This is a genomic window from Sagittula sp. MA-2 (assembly GCF_030126985.1).
GTDB lineage: Bacteria > Pseudomonadota > Alphaproteobacteria > Rhodobacterales > Rhodobacteraceae > Sagittula.
Genome location: NZ_CP126145.1, coordinates 1,262,169 through 1,280,557, shown reverse-complemented (window position 1 = coordinate 1,280,557; position 18,389 = coordinate 1,262,169). Strand labels below are relative to the sequence as shown.

Genomic DNA, 18,389 nt, shown 5'->3' with positions numbered 1-18,389 from the left:
CTGTCGTGTCCGCCGCAGTCAGTGGCCGATGATCTGGCTCAGGAACTGCTTGGTGCGTTCGCTCTGCGGATTGTTGAAGAAGCGCGTGGGTTCGTTCTGTTCGACGATCTGGCCGTCGGCCATGAAGATCACGCGGTTCGCCACCGCCTGCGCAAAGCCCATCTCGTGGGTCACGCAGAGCATGGTCATCCCCTCCTCGGCCAGTTCGATCATGGTGTCGAGCACCTCCTTGATCATCTCCGGGTCGAGCGCCGAGGTCGGTTCGTCGAACAGCATGATGCGCGGCTTCATGCAGAGCGAGCGGGCGATGGCCACACGCTGCTGCTGACCGCCCGAAAGCTGCCCGGGGTACTTGCCCGCCTGATCGGGGATCTTGACCTTGTGCAGGAAGTGCATGGCGGTCTCGATGGCCTCTTTCTTCGGCGTCTTGCGGACGTGGATCGGGGCCAGCGTGCAGTTCTCGAGGATCGTCAGATGCGGGAAGAGGTTGAAGTGCTGGAAGCACATGCCGACCTCGGACCGGATCTTGTCGATGTTCTTGAGATCGGACGTCAGCCGCGTGCCGTCCACCACGATGGAGCCCTTCTGGTGTTCCTCGAGCGCGTTGATGCAGCGGATCAGCGTGGACTTGCCGGACCCGGAGGGCCCGCAGATCACGATCCGCTCGCCGCGGAAGACCGTCAGGTCGATGTCGCGCAGGACGTGGAACTGGCCGTACCACTTGTTCATGCCGCGGATCTCGATGGCCACCTCGTCGGAGACTTCCAGCTTCCTGGCCGCCGGGGCCTCCATTGTCATTGGTTCTGTCATGATGTGTTCCTCAGCGGTTCGAGCGGTCGAGCTTGCGTTCCATGTGGACCGAATACCGGGACATGCCGAAGCAGAAGACCCAGTAGATCAGCGCGATGGTGAGATAGCCGGTATAGGCCGTCGTGGGCGTGGACCATTCGGGGTCCTTCAGGGTGTTGTTCAGGATGCCCAGCAGGTCGAAGATCGAGATGATCAGCACCAGCGTGGTGTCCTTGAACAGGCCGATGAAGGTGTTCACGATCCCCGGGATCACCGTGGTCAGCGCCTGCGGCATGATGATCAGCCGCATCTGCTGCCAGAAACTCAGCCCCAGCGACATGCCGCCTTCGTACTGGCCCTTCGGAATGGCCTGAAGACCCCCCCGGATGACCTCTGCCATGTAGGCGGAGGCAAAAAGCACCACGCCGATCATGGCGCGCAGCAGCTTGTTGAAGTCCACCCCCGGTTCGAGGAAGTAGGGCAGCATCGCCGAGGCGAAGAACAGCACCGAGATCAGCGGGATGCCCCGCACCACCTCGATGAAGATCACCGAGGTGTACTTGATGATCGGTGCGTTCGACCGCCGACCAAGTGCCAGCAGCATCCCCACCGGCAGCGAGATCACGATGCCGAAGATCGCCACCACCAGCGTGATGGTCAGGCCGCCCCACTTGTTGGTCTCGACCACTTCGGTGCCGAGCGCCAGGTCGATGGCCATGGTCACCAGCGGCAACCCGCCCCAAAGCGCCAGCCCGCTCGCCGCGATCAGCAGCGCCGGAGCGAAGGCCGACCCCACGTCCCCGAACCGTCCGGAATTGGCCAGCCACCAAGCGGCGAAGATCACCGCCGACAGCACCAGCGGGAACCATGCACCGGCAAAGATGTGGCCGAGGTCGCCGTCTTCCTCGACCGGCATGCCGTTGAGCAGGACGAAGGCGATGACCGGAAACCCGGTCAGCATGAAAGCCGCCACCTTGCCGCGATGCGGCAGCGGGAAGATCAGCCACGCGATGCCGACCGCGAGGATCAGCATCGACAGCTTCACCCGCCAGACGTTTTCCTCCGGGTAGAAGCCGAACATGAACTGGTACCACTTCGCCTGAACGAACGGCCAGCAGGCCCCGGTCGGGTTGACGAAGCAGGCCTCGCGCTTCAGCCCCTCCGGGTCGGAGAAGGTCGCATTGAAGACGGCGAAGTCCAGCAGCGTCCATGTCATCCACACCAGCGAATACGCGGCGAAGACGGTGATCAGGATCATCATGACCGAGCCCACGGCCTTGCCGGGGCTGGTGAAGTCCGACATCGAGGCGAAGATGTTCCGCCACAGCCAGCCGCGCAGACCGACCTCGGTCGGCGGAGCGGGCAGAACGGGCGCTTCGTGGGTGCGGACCCAGTGATCTGTTTCGTGTTCTTGCATCAGATCGTCCCCCTTACCGTTCGACCAGCGCGACGCGGTTGTTGAACCAGTTCATGAAGGCCGACGTCAGCAGCGATATGGTGAGGTACACGAGGATCACCACGGCGATGATCTCGATCGCGCGTCCCACCTGGTTCAGGATCGTTCCCGCGAAGGCCGCGACCAGTTCCGGATAGCCGATGGCAGCCGCCAGCGAGCTGTTTTTGGTCAGGTTCAGGTACTGGGAGGTCAGCGGCGGGACGATCACTCGGAACGCCTGCGGCAGAACCACCTTGCGCATCGTCAGGCCGTCCGGCAGACCCAGCGCGCCTGCGGCCTCGGACTGGCCCTCCGGCACGGCCTGGATCCCGGCACGGACGATTTCCGCGATGAAGGCCGCCGTATAGGTGAAGAGCGCGAGGAAGAGCGCCATGAACTCCGGCGCAATGTAGCTGCCGACACCCATCTCGAAGCCCTGGCGGAAGATCGGTCCCTCGGTCACGTAGTTCGGCCACTCGATGGTGACCGGGCGCCCGGAGACCAGGTAGACCAGTGTCGGGACGACGACGATCAGGCCCAGCGTCACAAGGAGGACCGGGGACGGCTGGCCCGTCTTGTCCTGCCTCTTCTTGGCCCATCTGGCGTAGGCCCAGGCCCCGACACATGCGGCGATGAAGGCCACCAGCGTGAAGATGAACCCATCCTCGACGATGGGGAACGGACCGTAGATGCCCTTCGCGTCGAACTGGAGCAGGCCGGGCACGAGCGTGTAGTAGACGCCGCGCTCGGACGGCGCCACGATCCGCATCACCGCCGTCCAGAAGAAGATCTGGAGCAGCAGGGGCACGTTGCGCAGAAGCTCGATGTAGACGGTGGCAAAGCCGCGCAGCACGAAGTTGCTCGACAGCCGGAAGATCCCGAGCAGGAAACCCCAGATCGTCGCAAAGAAGATGCCGGCAATCGCCACGATCAGCGTGTTGGCGATGGACAGGAGGAACACGTCGAAGATCGTGCTCTGCCCCGGTTCGTAATCCAGAAGCCATGTCCCGAATGTGGTCAGGATCTGGATGTCGGACGGCCTGTCGAAGAAGTCGAAGCCGAATTCCTTGTTCTGATCGGCCAGGTTCTGCGCGGCGTTCTGCAGCGCGAGCCAGATCAGCCCGATGATGATGAGGGCGAGCACGCCCTGGAAGAAAAGCGATCTCGCGCGGCTGTCGAAGACCAGCGCCGCAAGACCCCTGCGTTCCTCTGTCCCCTGCTGGCCGTCGCTGTCGGTCACAGATGTCATGGATGTTCCCCGCTTGTTTTATTGGAAAAGGGGCAGAGGCATGCCTCCGCCCCTTTCCGTTCTTGATGGGTCGCGGTTCAGTTCAGGCCGGTCGGTGGACGACCGGCCGTTCGCCTCGTCCGATCAGCGGATCGGCGGTGCGTACATGAAGCCGCCGTTGTTCCACAGGTTGTTCACGCCGCGGTCCAGCTTCAGCGGGGTGTCGGGGCCGACGTTGCGCTCGTACATCTCGCCGTAGTTGCCGACCTGCTCGACGGCCTTCTTGATGAAGTCCGCTTCGAGGCCGAGCGACGCGCCGTAGTTGTTGTCGCCAACACCCAGGATACGCTGCACGGACGGGTTCTCGGAGCTCATCATCTCTTCGACGTTCTCGGAGGTGATGCCGTACTCTTCGGCTTCGATCACGCCGAACAGCACCCACTTGGCGATCTTCATCCACTGCTCGTCACCGGCGCGGACGGACGGCCCGAGCGGCTCCTTGGAGATGGTTTCCGGCAGGACGACGTGCGCTTCCGGATCCGCCAGCTTCAGACGCTCTGCGGCCACACCCGAACGGTCGGTGGTGAAGACGTCGCAACGGCCGGCGCCGTAGGCTGCGATCACCTCGTCCGAGTTCTCCAGCGCGACCAGTTCGAAGGTCATGTCGTGCTGCTGGAAGTAGTCGGTGATGTTCAGCTCGGTGGTGGTGCCGGTGTTGGTGCAGATGGTCGCGCCATCCAGTTCCAGCGCCGACTTGATGCCCAGACCGGCCGGAACCATCATGCCCTGACCGTCGTAGTAGTTCACGCCGACGAAGGTGATGCCGAGGTCGGTGTCACGGGTGATGGTCCAGGTGGTGTTGCGCGACAGCACGTCGATCTCGCCGGAGGACAGCGCGGTGAAGCGGTCCTTCGCGGAGAGCGAGACATACTCGACGGCATTCGCATCGCCCAGAACCGCAGCGGCCAGCGCCTTGCAGTAGTCGACGTCGATGCCGGTCCATTCGCCCGCGTCGTTGGTGGCAGAGAAGCCCGGAAGGCCTTGGCTCACGCCGCATTTCAGAGAGCCTGCTGCCTTCACGTCGTCGAGCGTGGCAGCGCCGGCGGCACCGGCGGCCATGGCTGTTGCGACAGCGACGGTCATCAGTTTGGTTTTCATGTGGTCCTCGCTTGTTGGATTGTCGATGCATGCCCCGTTAGCCGGGGATCGGTCTTTGAAGGTTTTCCTTTGCCCCGGTTTCCAGTCACCGAACGGCCACGTGCAGCACAGCCAAAGACGGCTTGCGACACGGTCCGCTCACGGCGGCTTGGAAGCGGAGTTTCGATCTGCATCATCAAAATCGGTAAACCATTTGACTGCCGGGTGTAAATTGCAACTTGTTTCATCGCGGGGACCGCAACTGGTGGAACCCGTCTGCGGATTTCAAGTATCTCCTGCAGTATGTTGATTTTACTATTAAAATTACGCGGCACCGCGAATAGCCATCCAATCGGACTTGTTCACGAGCATGAGAATATGATCATTTTTTCATCACGGAGGCGCATTTACAGGATTTAACAGTGTACTATTAAGCCCTATTCCGGTCGCAATTGCGCGCGCGGCAACCTTGAGTTGAATCCGGATTCGACCGCGGAAAATGCTAACGGTAACAGGGCTGTCTCAGGCCGCAGATCCGAGAACGGAAACCAGTTGCGGTACAGTCAGTTGGACCGGGTTCCCCTTCATGGAGGAAGATTGCAGCGACTCCTCGGCCACCGCCTCCGCATCGAAGGCGCCAAGGCCCGGGATATCCGTTCCCGACATCAATTCGCGCAACAGGTCCGCAGCGGTTTCGCCCGGTCGCCCCATGCCGCGCGCCACCATCTCGTCGACCTCGTCGAAGCGCCCGGTGTCGAGACACGCAGCCAGGCAGGCCTCCCGGTTGACCTTCAGCACAGGGGGCAGGAGCCGCGCGCATATCGCCCCGTGCGGCGCCTTCGTGCGTCCGCCCAACACTCCGGCCAGCCCGTGCACCGCGCCCAATCCAGCGTTCGCGAGGGCAATGCCGCTCAGGTGAGCGGCGACAAGCATCGTCTGTCGGGCGTCCGGGTCTTCTCCCTTCGAAAGGCGGGACAAGGCCCCTGCCGCCAACGGGATGGCCGCACGGCACAGGACATCGGTTTCGGGCGTGGCCCTGATGGACACGAACGCCTCGATCAGTTGCGTCAGCGCGTCCATGCCGGTGCTCAGCGTCACCGGCCATGGCGCACCGTCCGTCAGATCGGCGTCGAGCACCGCCAGCCCCGGCACCATGCGCGGATCGCGCAGGCTGACCTTGCGGCGGTGGTCCGGCACGTCGATCACCGCGTTCTTCGTGGCCTCGGCGCCGGTGCCCGCCGTGGTGGGGACCGCGATCAGCGGCAAGGGAGGCTCGGCCAGCGGTTGCCCGGCACCGACCACTTCGAGATGGTCGAGAACCCCGCCCGGCGCAGGCACAAGTGCCGCCAACGCCTTGCCCAGGTCGATGACCGAACCGCCGCCGATCGCCACCACGATCCCCGCCCCCGAGTCGCGCAACTCGGAGACCAGTGCCTCGACCTGCGGCAGAGACGCCTCGCCCATTGCGATCACCGGAAACACCGGCCGGCCCGCCGCCATCAGTTCCGCGAGCAGCACGTCGACCCAGGGCACCGACTGCCCGCGCACGACGATGATGGCGCCCCGCAGCGGCGTGACGGCCTCAAGTACCGCGCTGCGGCTCCCGCGGCCCGAGACGGTTCTAGCCGGGACGATCAGGCTCAAGACGCGAAGCCGATGGTGGCCTCCACCGCCCTCTTCCACGCGGCATAGCTGGCGCTGCGCCGGTTCTCCGCCATGTCGGGTTCGAAGCGTTTCTCGGCGCTCCAGCCCGCCGCGAAACTCTCCATGTCGGGCAGTATGCCGACCGCGGTGCCGGCGAGCCACGCCGCGCCGGTGGCCGTCGTCTCCAGCACCGGGGGCCGCTCCACCGGTGCGTCGATGATGTCCGACAGGAACTGCATCGCGTAGTCCGAGGCGCTCATGCCGCCGTCGATGCGCAGCGCCGTGTCGTCGCCGCCCGACGACCAGTCGGCTTTCATCGCCTCCAGCAGGTCGCGGGTCTGGAAGCCCACCGACTGCAGCGCGGCGCGGGCAAACTCCTCCGGCCCCGAGTTGCGCGTCAGTCCGAACACGGCACCCCGGCACTCGGCGTTCCAGTAGGGCGCGCCCAGCCCGGTGAAGGCGGGCACCAGGATGACCTCCTGCGCATCGTCGGCGCGTTCGGCCAGCGGTTGCGTCTCGGCGGCGTTGCGCACGATCTTCAGCCCGTCGCGCAGCCATTGCACGACGGCCCCGGCGATGAAGATCGACCCTTCCAGCGCATATGTCGGCTTGCCGTCCAGCTGGTAGGCGATGGTCGTCAGCAGGCGGTTGTTCGACCGGACGGGTTCGTCCCCGGTGTTCAGCAGGGCAAAGCAGCCAGTGCCGTAGGTCGACTTCAGCATCCCCGGCTTGAAACATGCCTGCCCGATGGTCGCCGCCTGCTGATCGCCAGCGATGCCGCGGATCGGGATCGGCTGACCGAACAGGTCCGCACGGGTCTCGCCGAAGTCGGCGGCACAGTCGCGCACCTCGGGCAGCATCAACATGGGGATGCCCAGCTTGTCGCAGATCGTCTTCGACCAGCGGCCCTTGCGGATGTCATAGAGCATCGTCCGCGCGGCATTGGTCGCATCGGTCAGGTGCTCCGCCCCACCGGTAAGGTGCCAGACCAGCCAGGTATCGACCGTGCCGAACACAAGTTCGCCCGCCTCTGCCCGTTCGCGCGCGCCTTCGACGTTGTCGAGCAGCCAGGCCAGTTTCGTGCCCGAGAAATAGGGGTCGAGCAGAAGCCCGGTGCGGTCGGTGACGGTCTCCTCGAAACCCTCCGCCTTCAGTCCCTTGCAGAACTCGGACGTGCGGCGATCCTGCCAGACGATGGCGTTGTGAATGGGTTTGCCGGTCTTGCGGTCCCAGACGAGCGTCGTTTCGCGCTGGTTGGTGATGCCGATGGCGGCGATGTCCCCGGCGCGCACCCCGGCCTTTTCCATCACGCCGCGACAGGTGGCTGCCGTCGTCGTCCAGAGGTCGGAACAGTCGTGCTCCACCCAGCCGGACGCGGGATAGTGCTGGTCGAATTCCTCTTGTGACGTCGCCACGATCTTCAGATCGGTGTCGAAGAGGATCGAGCGGGTGGACGTGGTGCCTTGGTCGATGGCCAGGATGAGGGTCATGGAACCTCGCTGTTCGTTGGGGCGGGAGGCCGCAGCCGGACCCGTCATTTCCGCCAGAAGACAGGCCTTGGCCCCGGAAATCAAGGGATGCAGGCCGGAACCTGTCACACAGTCCGTGTGGCGCCGGAGGCCGGGAACGCGTTTCGTCCTGCCCCGGCGGTCCAATCGCCCGGTGGCCTTTGACGGACCCGGCATCTTGCAATCGCGCCACGCGGGGTGCAGCCTGCGACCAACCTGATCCCGGCCCATGACCCTGCCCGCCACCGGCGGCGCAGGCCATTTTTCGCCCTGCCAAGAAAATTGGTCCCATGATCGACCCCAGCGCGCTGCGCGACATCATCCGCTCCGGTCTCCTGTCCTTCCCGGTCACGCCGTTCGACGCGGACGACGCCTTCAACCCCAAAGCCTTTGCCGCGCATCTCGAGTGGCTGGCGCCGCATCCGATCGCCGGGCTGATCGTTGCCGGCGGCACCGGAGAGATGTTCTCCCTTACCCCGTCCGAGATCGTGGAGGTCGTCCGCACCGCCCGCGTGGCACAGCCAAACGATCCCATCATCGCGGGTTGCGGCTATGGCACACGGATGGCCTGCGACCTCGCCCGCGAGATCGAGGCGGCGGGCGGCGACGGGATCCTCTTGCTGCCGCACTACCTGATCGGCGCGCCGCAGGACGGGATCGAGGCGCACATCCGCGCCGTCTGCAAGGCGACGCGCATGGGGGTGATCGTCTACAATCGCGGTCAGTCGGTGGTGTCGGCAGAGACGCTGGCGCGGCTGGCCGAGGACTGCCCCAACCTGATCGGCTTCAAGGACGGGACCGGCGACATCGACACGGTCAAGCGCATCACCGTCGGGCTGGGCGACAGGCTGGCCTACATCGGCGGCATGCCCACGCATGAACTCTTTGCACAGGCCTATCGCGGCGCGGGCGTGGACACCTATTCCTCTGCCGTCTTCAATTTCGTCCCCGAGACCGCATTGAAGTTTCACAACGCGTTCCTGGCGGGCGACGATGCCACCTGCGAGGCGATGCTGCGCGACTTCTACTATCCGTTCGCCAGGGTCCGCGACCGCAAGACCGGCTATGCCGTATCTGCCATCAAGGCGGGCGTCGCCCTGCGCGGGTTCGAAACGGGGCCTGTCCGGTCTCCGCTCACCGACCTGACGGGCGAAGAGCGCGAGATGCTGCGCGCCGTCATCGGCGACCGGACCTGAGCGGCGATCCGGTGGCCCCGGACCTCACAGCTTCATGTACATGTAGGTCGTCGGGTGGAGCGCGCTGCCATCGGGATCGAAGGCGAAGTCGGGGATGACCCCGGCCACCTCGAACCCGACCGAGGCATATAGCGGCTCTGCCCGGTCGCCGGTCCGGGTGTCGAGCGTCACAAGCGTCTTCTTCCGCGCCCGGGCTTCCTCCAGCGCCGCCAGCATGAGCCTGCGCCCGATGCCCTGACGGCGGCTGCCGGGATGCACGATCATCTTCGCGATCTCGGCCCGGTGCGGCTGGTTCGGGGGCATGGCGATCAACAGTTGCACGGTCCCCACCACCTCGCCGTCCTTCAGCGCGCCGAACAGGACGCGCCCCCCGGCGGCCACGTCCGGGAAGACCGAGGTCTCGAACCAGCGCGCGCCTTCCTGTGCCGTGAAGGGCTGCATGAAGCTGATGGCCGCCCCGTCGGTCACGCTGTCGGCCAGCACCCGCCCCAGCCCGGAGGCGTACCGATGCATTTCCGTTATCTTGACGATCTCCAGTGTCACGGTCGTCTGTCCTATCTGATGCAGAGGATGTACCGGGCGCCGTCTTCCCCGGCTTCGAAAAGCGTCGCACCGTAGAGCGCGTAGCGCAGGCAGTCCCGGGGGCGCAGGTCATGCGCCTCCCCCCCGACCGTCAGCCTCAGCCGCCCTTCGAGCAGGACGAGGTGATGCTCCTGCCCCGCCACGGACGGGCTGTCATAGGAAATCCGCGCGGACGGCTTCAACGTGCCTTCGATCACCTCGAAACTCAGCGCCCCGGTGCGCGGTGAAACGACGCGGCGCGTGAAGCCTGCCTCCGCGTCCGTCCAGACCGTCTGCATCTCTCCCTTGACCAGCGGCACGAAGACATCGTCGAGCGGCGCGATCAGCCGGGATATCGGAACCGAAAAGGCGGTGGCCAGCTTGCCCAGCGTCTCGGCGGTCGGGCTGGCCTCGGCGTTTTCGATCCGCGACAGCGTGGCCCGGCTGACGCCCGACCGCGCTTCGAGATCGTTCAGGGTCATCCCGCGGTCCACCCGCATGGACTTCAGGTGCGAGGCGAGACTGACCGAGTCGGATTGAAGCGCGATTCCCATATTCGGGACAATTCCCAAATCTGATAAATGCGTCAATCGGGAAGTTGCACCGTTTCACCAAACTCTGCGTTCGCGCAGCAAGCGGCGGCGCGGAACGTGGTCCCGGCAGTTCGGCATATGCGGGAAAAAGACACAGGCAAATGGACCCGCGGCGTATCCTGACCTGCGCCGACGGGACAATTCCTGCCTAAAGATCGTGCAGGAGCGTGGATATTGCGGCCAATCGGGCCGCTTGCCGAAAAACCTTGGCGCGGCGGGTTCAGTTCTCGCCTCAGACGGGTAGTCTGAACGCACGGCAGGAAGGCCCGCGCGGGACACTGATCCCGCACATGAGAGGCCTCTCATGCAGCGGTGACACGCGCGGCACGCCTTTCGGCACCCGGCCCGCGCAATGCAGCGAAGACGCGAACGCGCGCCTGCGGAACCGCATCACAGCGAAGAGGCCGTTCAAGGCCGACGATGGAACGAGGCGGTCCGGCAGGGCCGGCGAGAGGGCGTTCGCGCGCCCCAACGAGAGGCGAAACCGCACCATGGAGACACTGGCCCATTCACTGTCCGAAACGGAGACCGCTGAGACGATACCGGCAGAGACGGCCTCGGAGGCCGACGCACGGCACGTCCTGCATCCCTGGGCCGATCTGAGCGGTTTGGGCGAACAGACCTCACTGGTGATCAGCCAGGCGAAGGGCGTGCGCGTGCGCGACAGTTCAGGCAAGACCTACCTCGACGCGATCGGTGGCATGTGGTGCATGACGCTGGGCTACGGGCGCGAGGAGCTGGCGGAGGCAATGGCCGACCAGGCCCGCCGCATGGCCTATTACACCCCCTTCGGCGATCTTTCGAGCGAACCCGCCGCGCGGCTGGCTGAACGGCTCTCGCAGCTTGCGCCCGGCGACCTGAACCGCGTGCATTTCACCACCTGCGGCTCGACGGCGGTGGAATCCGCGATCCGCATCGCGCATTACCACTTCGCTGCACAGGGACGGCCCGAAAAGCGGCATGTCCTGTCGCGCATCAACGCCTACCACGGCGGCACCTACCTGACGCAGTCGCTGTCCGGCAAGGACGCCGACCGCACGCATTTCCAGTACGAGACCGACTTCGTCCACCACCTGTCGAGCCCGGGACACGACCCCGACCGTTCGAACCTGTCCGGCGCGGAGAAGCTTCAGCAACTTCTGGACGAGATGGAGGCAAAGATAGCCCGCATCGGCGCCGACAACATCGCCTGTTTCATCGCGGAGCCTATCCTCGCCTCGGGCGGCGTGCTGACCCCGCCCGAGGGCTATCAGAAGGCCACCTTCGATCTCTGCCGGAAGCACGACATCCTCTATATCTCGGACGAGGTGGTGACCGGCTTCGGACGTCTGGGGCACTTCTTCGCGTCCGAGGCCCGCTTCGGCATCCAGCCCGACATGATCATCACCGCGAAGGGCCTGACCTCCGGCTACCAGCCGCTTGGCGCTGTGCTGATCTCCGACCGGATTTCCGACGCGTTGGCCGAGGCCGCGCCCAAGGACAAGCCGGTCTTTTCCAACGGGTTCACCTATTCCGGTCATCCGGTGGCCTGCGCCGTGGCGCTCGCCAACATCGAGATCATGGAACAGGAGGACATCTGCGGCCACGTGCGCGACGTCGGCCCCTACTTCATCCAGCGGCTGCGCGAACTGCGCGACAATCCCATCGTCTACACGGTGCGCGGCGATCACCTGATGGCCTGCGTCGAGTGCTGGACCGGAGAAGGGGCCGGACCCAACGCCGCCAACATCGCGCTTGCCCAGAAGGTCGATGCCTATTGCCAGGAGGCCGGCCTGCTGGTGCGCCCCTACGAGAACCTTTGCATCCTGTCGCCGCCGCTGATCATCGACCGGCCCGATATCGACCGCATTATCGCGACACTGTCGGACGCCCTTGCACAGGCGAAGGCCGACCTCGCCGCGGGCGACATCTGAGACTGCCACCCCTCATTTCCATCGCGGCCCGTGCCGCACAACGTATCAGGGACACCACATGACACAACAACCGACCAGCTTCATCGATTGCCGTGGCCTCTCCGCTCCGCTGACCGTTCTCCGCATCAAGCAGGCCGTTGTCGGCCGCAGCGACTGCGGGCTGCCGCTGGACGTGCTTGTCGATGGCGATTTCACCGACAGCGACCGGGTGACCGCCTGCCTGACCGGCGAAAGCACCGACATCCGCCTGCTGTATTCCTCGCCCGACCTGCGCGAATTCGCCCTCGTCGCCGCGGCCTCCGCGAAAGGACCCGAGCAGAGCGCGACGCATGTCTGAAACCACCGTTGCGACACCCGCGACCGGGGCAACCACGAAGACAACGGCGCCCCCTGCCCCGTGGTGGCAGCGCGAGGACCTGGCCTACCGTCACGGGCGCCTGCACCTCGGGACCGCAGACCTTGACGCACTGGCCCGCAAGACCGGCACGCCCGCCTACGTGATCCGGGCGCCGCGGGTGATCGACAAGCTGCGCAGCCTGCACCGGGCCATGGACGCGGCACTTGCGCCCGCCGGTCTGGGCCACCGCGTGTACTACGCGATCAAGGCAAACCGCACGCCGCAGTATCTGTCCTACCTCGCGGCGCAGGACCTGTGCGGGGCCGACATCTGCTCGCCGGAAGAGCTGCTGCACGCCTTGTCCTGCGGCTTTCGTGAAGAGGACATCTCCTTCACCGGAACGTCGCTCGGCACGGAGGACATCGCCTTCCTCTCCCGCTTCGACGCGATCAACGTGAACTTCGACAGCCTGTCGGCCCTGCGGAAGTACGCGCGCGCCTGCCCGGGACGGAAGGTCGGCCTGCGCATCAACCCGGATCGCGGCATCGGTTACGGCGGCAGCGACATGCTGCAATACAGCGGGATCGAGGCGACGAAGTTCGGCATCTACCTCGACCGCCTGCCCGAGGCCATCGCCATCGCAGAGGAGCACGGCCTGCAGATCACCCGCCTGCATTTTCACGCGGGCTGCGGCTATCTCGACCGGGAGATGGAGCAGTTCGCGGCGGTGCTCGACGCCAGCCGCGCCTTCATCGACCGCCTGACCGGCCTGACCGAGGTGAACATCGGCGGCGGCCTCGGCGTGCCGCATCGTTCGGGCGACGCCCCGCTGGACCTGAACCGCTGGGCCGCAACCATCGCGCAGGCGTATGGCGGCTATGACTTCACCGTGGCTGTGGAGCCGGGCGATTTCCTGATCAAGGACGCGGGCGTCCTGTTGACCCGCGTGACCTATCGCGAACGCCGCAAGGAGGTCGAGTTCGTAGGCCTCGACGCCGGGTTCAACCTCGCCATGGAGCCGGCCTTCTACGGCCTGCCCTGCGAGCCGGTGCCCGCCGTGCCGCGCAGCGCGCCCGAAGGACGGTTCACCGTGGTCGGCAACGTCAACGAGGCCCTGGACAAATGGGCCGTCGACCACGCGATGCCCGCCCCCGAAGAGGACGACGTGATCGTGCTGCTGAACGCCGGGGGATACGCCGCCTCCATGCGGTCGGACCATTGCCTGCGCGGCGCGGCCCGCACGGTTCTCTTGCTCGAATGATCCGGCGCGGCGCCGTCCCGGCCCCGTGCACCACGACGAAGCTACGGAAAAGCCCATGACCGACACAGACTTGTCCGGCGCCCGTCAGGTGTCGGAAACGGACACCGGCGTCACACCGCATTCACCGGAGTACGCCTTCGACCCGTCCGACCCGTGGACGCAGACCTTTCAGATCGCGCTGGAGCGTGCCGGGCTCGAGGACAGGACCGTCTACGAGGTGGGCATGGGCACCGGCGTCAACGCGGCCTTCCTGTTGCGGATGTGCGGTGCCAAACGTGTCGCGGGCAGCGACCTCGACCCGCGCATGGCCGCGCTGGCCGAACGCAACGTCGGCAGCCTAGCCCCGCAGGAGGCCCACCGGTTCCATCCCATCGAGGGCGCGGTCAGCCTGATCGACGCCCCCGCCGCCCTGAGCGAGGTGCAGAAGGCGGATGTGGTCATCGGGTGTCTGCCGCAGGTGGCCGATCCCGGCGACCCGCGCTTCGGCGCCTTCCGCAAGGCCAGCAAGACCGACCTGCCCGACGGCGCCGACGTGCAGGAGGACGACCACATCGCCCACTACTATCCGTGGAGCGCCTTCGAGGACTTCCCCTTCAATGCCGTGGGTCTTGGTCTGAACGAGGCGCTGCTTCGCCGGCTGCGGTCCTGCGCCCCCTCTGCCGACGTGATCCTGAACTTCGGCGCACGCATCGGCGTGCCGGTTCTTTTCGACCTCTTCGCGGCCAACGGCTATCGTCCCGAGAAACTGCACGCCCAGATCGTCAGGCAGCACGCCGGGACGGACATCTCCTTCTTTGTCGCGCTCGAAAGGTCGCTGGGCGGGACCGGGTTCGACAAGGACTTTGCCTGCGCCTTCTACACCGACGCCGGGGGCAAGGCGCATATCTCCGCGACCGAAGCCCAGGCGCTGATCGAGGCAGACCCGGACGCGGCGATATATCACGAGGTCTGCACGATCAGGGGCCGACCCGTCTGATCGGCGCGCATAGCCGGGAGGGTTCGTGGCCGTGCATCCGGCGCACTCCGCCGCGTCAGTCCTGCCTCGGCCGCGGAAACACCCGCCCGTCGAACAGGAGCCGCGCCGTCCTGACGGAGCCGCCCCGGAACCCGTCCTCGACCGAGCCTTGAAGCAGGACCTCCGTCACACCGGACGGATGGCCGATGCGGAACCTGCCATCCGGTGCCGGGCGCGCCATGGCCTGAGCCGGTGTGCCTGCGATCATGCAGGCCGTTGCCACGGTTTGGGCCGCGAACACCCCGATGCTTGTGTGACAGCGGTGCGGGATGAAGGACCGCGTGTCTATGGTCGCCCCCGCAGCCGAGGGCGACACCAGCGTCATCTTCGGCACGCTCTCCGATGCCACGTCACCGAGGTTCATCATGGGGCCAGCCTTCAGCCGGATCGCCTCAAGCCGCGCCTTGAGGCCTTGGTTTTCGTCCAATTCCGCGCGGGTTTTGGCCCCCGTGATCCCCAGTGCCTCTGCCTGCAGGATCACGCAGGGCATCCCGTTGTCGATCAGCGTGCAGGCCACACCGTCTATGTGGTCGACGGCGCGGCCCGTGGGCAGCAGGCGCCCGCACATCGACCCGGCCACATCCCCGAACATCAGCCGGACCGGGGCGTGCTTGCCCGGCACGCCGTCGATCTGCGCCTCTCCGGCGTAGCTGACCCGCCCTCCTGGCGTCGCGACGAAGGCCGTCGCCGTCTCGCCGGTGTTGACCATGCGGATGCGGACCGGTGCCTCATCTCCCGCCACGGCAACCAGCCCGCGTTCGATGGCCGCCGGTCCGACACCCGCAAGGATGTTCCCGCAGCCCTGCGCGTCGCTGACCACAGCCCGGTCCACGAAGACCTGCAGGAATAGGTAGTCGACATCGGCATCCGCGCGCGATGACGGCGACAGGACCGCGACCTTGGAGGTAAGCGGATCGCCCCCGCCGATGCCGTCGATCTGCGCCGGGTCCGGCGACCCCATGATCCGCAGCAACAGGTCGTCCCGCTCAGCCGTCCCGTGCGGCAGGTCCTTCGCTAGGAAATACGCCCCCTTCGACGTCCCGCCCCGCATCCACAGGCAGGGAATGCCGCGGCTTTCGTCCATCTTCATGCTGGCCCCGTTGGCCCGGATCGCGATGCTCTGGCCATCAGACGTATTTCAGCCCCTTCTCCGCAAGCCGCCCCCGCATGTCGTAGAGGTCGAGCCCGCATTCCCCCGCCGCCAGCCGCGCGCGCTTGTCCTCCTCCGCCGCAAGGCGGGCGCGGGCTTTTTCGAGTACGTCCGGAGCCGAGGCACGCGGCACGACGCAGACGCCGTCGTCATCGGCGACGATCACGTCCCCGGCCTCGATCGCCTGCCCCGCACAGACGATCGGCACATTGACCGAACCCAGCGTCTCCTTGACCGTGCCCTCGGCCGAGACCGCCTTCGACCAGACCGGAAATCCCATGGCGGCCAGGTCGCGCACGTCGCGCACGCCCGCCTCGATCACCAGGCCCCGGCACCCGCGCGCCATGGCCGAGGTCGCCAGCAGGTCCCCGAAATAGCCGTTGTCGCAGGGCGATGTCGGGGCCAGCACCAGCACGTCCCTCTCCTGCAGTTGTTCGATGGCCACGTGCAGCATCCAGTTGTCGCCAGGTGGCGCGCTGATGGTGACGGCAGAGCCCGCGATCTGCGCGCCCGGCCAGATGGGCCGCATGTACGGGCGCAGACACCCCTTGCGGCCCTGCGCCTCGTGCACCGTCGCGACACCCGCCGCCCCCAGCGCCGCGATCACCTCGGCCGAGGCGCGCTCGATCTTCTGTCTGACAATATTCATCGCGGTCTCCCTTCGTATCGCATCGCGGCCCGGCGCGCCCCGCAAGTGCCTTTCACCGACACCTGCTCCCTTCTGTCCCGTCGCATTCCGCTTTCACTGCCCCTGTCGCTTCACCGGCGGGGTGCCATGGGTGTGGAAGGTGTCGATGGTCTTTAGCCCCCAGGCCTGGCCCTTCCTGCGGTCGGCTTCGGTCCACTTCACCGGCTCCCAGTCCGGGGCGAGGATCAGCCGGGCGCCCGCATTGGCCAGTTCCACTCGGTTGCCCGCGGGCTCCCATACATACAGGAAGAACGTCCCCTGTATGGCGTGCTTGTGCGGCCCCGTCTCGATGTGGACGCCGTTCTGCAGGAAGATGTCGGCGGCGCGCAGGATGTCCTCCCGCTGGTCGGTGGCGTAGGTCACGTGGTGCAGGCGCCCGTCGCCGCCGCCGTGCTCTTCCGTGCAGGCAAGGTCGTAGGTCTTGTTGTTCACCGTGAACCAGCAGCCGCCGATCCGGCCGTTGTCGAGCTGGATGTACTCCGTCACCCGGGCGCCCAGACAGGTTTGCATGAAGTCCCTGAAGGCGGCCACGTCCGCGGCCAGCAGGTTCACGTGGTCGATGCGGCGCGGCGCGGCCCCGGTGAAGGCACTGGCGGTGTTCTTCAGCACCGGACGGTCGGCGTCATCCGTCGGGACGTAGCGCCGCGTGTCGTAGTAGAGCTCGAAGACATGGCCGAACGGATCTTCGAAGCGGAAGGCGGACCCGTGGCCCATGTCGCCCTCGACCCAGCCCTGCGTCCTGTAACCGGACGCCTCGATTGCCGCGACCCTCCGCGCCAGCGCCTCCGGCGAGGCACAGCGATAGCCGATATGGCCGACGCCGGTCGTCTCCGCCCGGGTCAGTTTGAGCGAATGGAATTCATAATCGTCCCATGCCCGGAGGTAGGCGGAAGTGGCGTCCACCCCAGACAGCTTCAGCCCGTAGACCCGGGTGAAGAAGTCGAGGCTCTCTTCGTATCTGTCGGTCAGCATCTCGACGTGGCCTAGGTGGGCAACATCGAACACCGGCTGCGTGATGGTCATGGCGGGCGTCTCTCCTGTCACAGGCTGTCCACGCAGCGCGGGAAGATGCTCTGGAACCCTTCGGCATAGCGGCAATCCCGCCCGCCCGACTGGCCGCCGGAGTTGCGCTTGAAGTGGTTGGCCCGCTGCTCGGCCACCCGCGTGTAGTAGGCCCACAGATGTTCCTGCCCCTCCATGCACTCGATGGCGGCGCGCTTTCTGTCCCAGACCGGCGTGATGTCGAGGAAGGTGTCCGGTTTCCAGCCCATCTGCTCAGTCTGGTGCGGCTCGAACAGGTAAAGCTGCGGCGCCCTCAGAACCTTTGCGCCCGGATCGTGGCCCCAGGCCTGCGCGATCATCCGGCATTCCAGGACCGCCTGCGTCGTGTTCATGTGATCGGTGTTGTACGGATCGTATTGCGAATGGCTCAGCATGAAGGACGGCTGCACGCGGCGGATCACGTCGACGATCTTCATCTTGTTGTCTTTCGACAGGTCGAGCGGGTAGTCCCCGAGGTCGAGGCAGACGAGATTATGTACCCCCAGCGCGTCTGCCGCGGCCTCTGCCTCCGTCCGGCGCACCGCCTTCACCCTGTCGAGGGTCATCCCCTCCTGCTTCCAGAGCTTGGCACTTTCGCCGCGCTCCCCGAAAGACAGGCACAGCACCGTGACCTCGACGCCCTGCGCGGCATGCAGCGCGATGGCACCCCCGCAGCGCCAGACAAAATCCGCGGCATGCGCCGAAACGACAAGCGCCGTCCTGTTTCCCGCCATCGGGTGTCTCCTCCACCTCGGGACATGGTCCAGCCGTGCCGGCCCGACGCCCCCTCTCCGCGAGTCACGCTAATCCAGCCGCCGCCCGAACGCACGCGTCTTGGCAATGCATCTGAATGGCAGGAACGGCCCGGCAGGCGCGGCATCCTTGCAAAGCCG

At 66.0% G+C, this 18,389-nt stretch carries 17 protein-coding genes; 5 read left to right on the top strand and 12 right to left on the bottom strand.

Features of this window, described 5'->3' with window-relative positions:
* Positions 1 to 18: 18 nt before the first annotated feature.
* The 6 genes from QNI11_RS06495 to glpK all read right to left on the bottom strand — a co-directional run bounded on the left by QNI11_RS06495 (position 19) and on the right by glpK (position 7,723).
* The gene (locus tag QNI11_RS06495; protein WP_283982793.1) at positions 19 to 810 is read right to left on the bottom strand and encodes an amino acid ABC transporter ATP-binding protein; all 792 of its coding nucleotides are present in this window, start codon (positions 808 to 810) and stop codon (positions 19 to 21) included.
* A gap of 10 nt (positions 811 to 820) precedes the next feature.
* Positions 821 to 2,206, bottom strand: a complete 1,386-nt coding sequence (locus QNI11_RS06490) for an amino acid ABC transporter permease (protein ID WP_283982792.1) — start codon at positions 2,204 to 2,206, stop codon at positions 821 to 823.
* Positions 2,207 to 2,219: 13 nt separating this feature from the next.
* Positions 2,220 to 3,473: an amino acid ABC transporter permease gene (locus tag QNI11_RS06485; RefSeq protein ID WP_100927305.1), complete on the bottom strand. Its 1,254-nt coding sequence runs from the start codon at positions 3,471 to 3,473 to the stop codon at positions 2,220 to 2,222.
* A 123-nt stretch (positions 3,474 to 3,596) separates the two neighbouring features.
* Complete coding sequence (locus tag QNI11_RS06480) at positions 3,597 to 4,610, bottom strand: amino acid ABC transporter substrate-binding protein (RefSeq protein ID WP_100927306.1); 1,014 nt, start codon at positions 4,608 to 4,610, stop codon at positions 3,597 to 3,599.
* 501 nt (positions 4,611 to 5,111) lie between these two features.
* Positions 5,112 to 6,233 (bottom strand): iron-containing alcohol dehydrogenase, encoded by a 1,122-nt coding sequence (locus QNI11_RS06475; protein ID WP_283982791.1) that lies wholly within the window; start codon positions 6,231 to 6,233, stop codon positions 5,112 to 5,114.
* Entirely contained in the window at positions 6,230 to 7,723 is a 1,494-nt protein-coding gene (gene glpK / locus QNI11_RS06470) for a glycerol kinase GlpK (RefSeq protein WP_283982790.1), read from the bottom strand. Before glpK ends, QNI11_RS06475 begins: the two co-directional genes overlap by 4 nt.
* A 311-nt stretch (positions 7,724 to 8,034) precedes the next feature.
* Between glpK and QNI11_RS06465 the strand changes: the two genes are divergently transcribed.
* Complete coding sequence (locus QNI11_RS06465) at positions 8,035 to 8,937, top strand: 5-dehydro-4-deoxyglucarate dehydratase (protein WP_306418228.1); 903 nt, start codon at positions 8,035 to 8,037, stop codon at positions 8,935 to 8,937.
* Positions 8,938 to 8,961: 24 nt separating this feature from the next.
* Here the strand turns inward: QNI11_RS06465 and QNI11_RS06460 are convergent, their stop codons facing one another.
* Complete coding sequence (locus QNI11_RS06460) at positions 8,962 to 9,480, bottom strand: GNAT family N-acetyltransferase (protein ID WP_283982788.1); 519 nt, start codon at positions 9,478 to 9,480, stop codon at positions 8,962 to 8,964.
* A gap of 11 nt (positions 9,481 to 9,491) precedes the next feature.
* Entirely contained in the window at positions 9,492 to 10,052 is a 561-nt protein-coding gene (locus QNI11_RS06455; RefSeq protein WP_283982787.1) for a helix-turn-helix domain-containing protein, read from the bottom strand.
* A gap of 530 nt (positions 10,053 to 10,582) precedes the next feature.
* Here QNI11_RS06455 and QNI11_RS06450 point away from each other — a divergent pair.
* The 4 genes from QNI11_RS06450 to QNI11_RS06435 are packed head-to-tail and all read left to right on the top strand — an operon-like array spanning position 10,583 to position 14,578.
* Positions 10,583 to 12,004 carry an aminotransferase gene (locus QNI11_RS06450; RefSeq protein WP_283982786.1) on the top strand — a complete coding sequence of 474 codons (1,422 nt, stop codon included), beginning with the start codon at positions 10,583 to 10,585 and terminating at the stop codon, positions 12,002 to 12,004.
* A 58-nt stretch (positions 12,005 to 12,062) separates the two neighbouring features.
* A complete protein-coding gene (locus QNI11_RS06445) occupies positions 12,063 to 12,341 on the top strand; it encodes a hypothetical protein (RefSeq protein ID WP_100927313.1) in 279 nt (92 codons plus the stop codon).
* Positions 12,334 to 13,602: a diaminopimelate decarboxylase gene (locus tag QNI11_RS06440; protein ID WP_283982785.1), complete on the top strand. Its 1,269-nt coding sequence runs from the start codon at positions 12,334 to 12,336 to the stop codon at positions 13,600 to 13,602. The genes QNI11_RS06445 and QNI11_RS06440 overlap by 8 nt, the downstream gene beginning before the upstream one ends.
* A 55-nt stretch (positions 13,603 to 13,657) precedes the next feature.
* Positions 13,658 to 14,578, top strand: a complete 921-nt coding sequence (locus QNI11_RS06435; RefSeq protein ID WP_283982784.1) for a hypothetical protein — start codon at positions 13,658 to 13,660, stop codon at positions 14,576 to 14,578.
* A 55-nt stretch (positions 14,579 to 14,633) separates the two neighbouring features.
* Here the strand turns inward: QNI11_RS06435 and QNI11_RS06430 are convergent, their stop codons facing one another.
* From QNI11_RS06430 to QNI11_RS06415, 4 genes are all read right to left on the bottom strand, one after another.
* Positions 14,634 to 15,707, bottom strand: coding sequence for a 4-oxalomesaconate tautomerase (locus tag QNI11_RS06430; RefSeq protein WP_283982783.1), 1,074 nt, complete (start codon positions 15,705 to 15,707; stop codon positions 14,634 to 14,636).
* A 37-nt stretch (positions 15,708 to 15,744) separates the two neighbouring features.
* Entirely contained in the window at positions 15,745 to 16,416 is a 672-nt protein-coding gene (locus tag QNI11_RS06425; RefSeq protein ID WP_283982782.1) for a 4-carboxy-4-hydroxy-2-oxoadipate aldolase/oxaloacetate decarboxylase, read from the bottom strand.
* A gap of 93 nt (positions 16,417 to 16,509) precedes the next feature.
* Complete coding sequence (locus tag QNI11_RS06420) at positions 16,510 to 17,478, bottom strand: VOC family protein (RefSeq protein ID WP_283982781.1); 969 nt, start codon at positions 17,476 to 17,478, stop codon at positions 16,510 to 16,512.
* A 17-nt stretch (positions 17,479 to 17,495) separates the two neighbouring features.
* On the bottom strand, positions 17,496 to 18,230 hold the full coding sequence (locus QNI11_RS06415; protein WP_283982780.1) for a PIG-L deacetylase family protein: 735 nt from the start codon (positions 18,228 to 18,230) through the stop codon (positions 17,496 to 17,498).
* Positions 18,231 to 18,389: the final 159 nt, after the last annotated feature.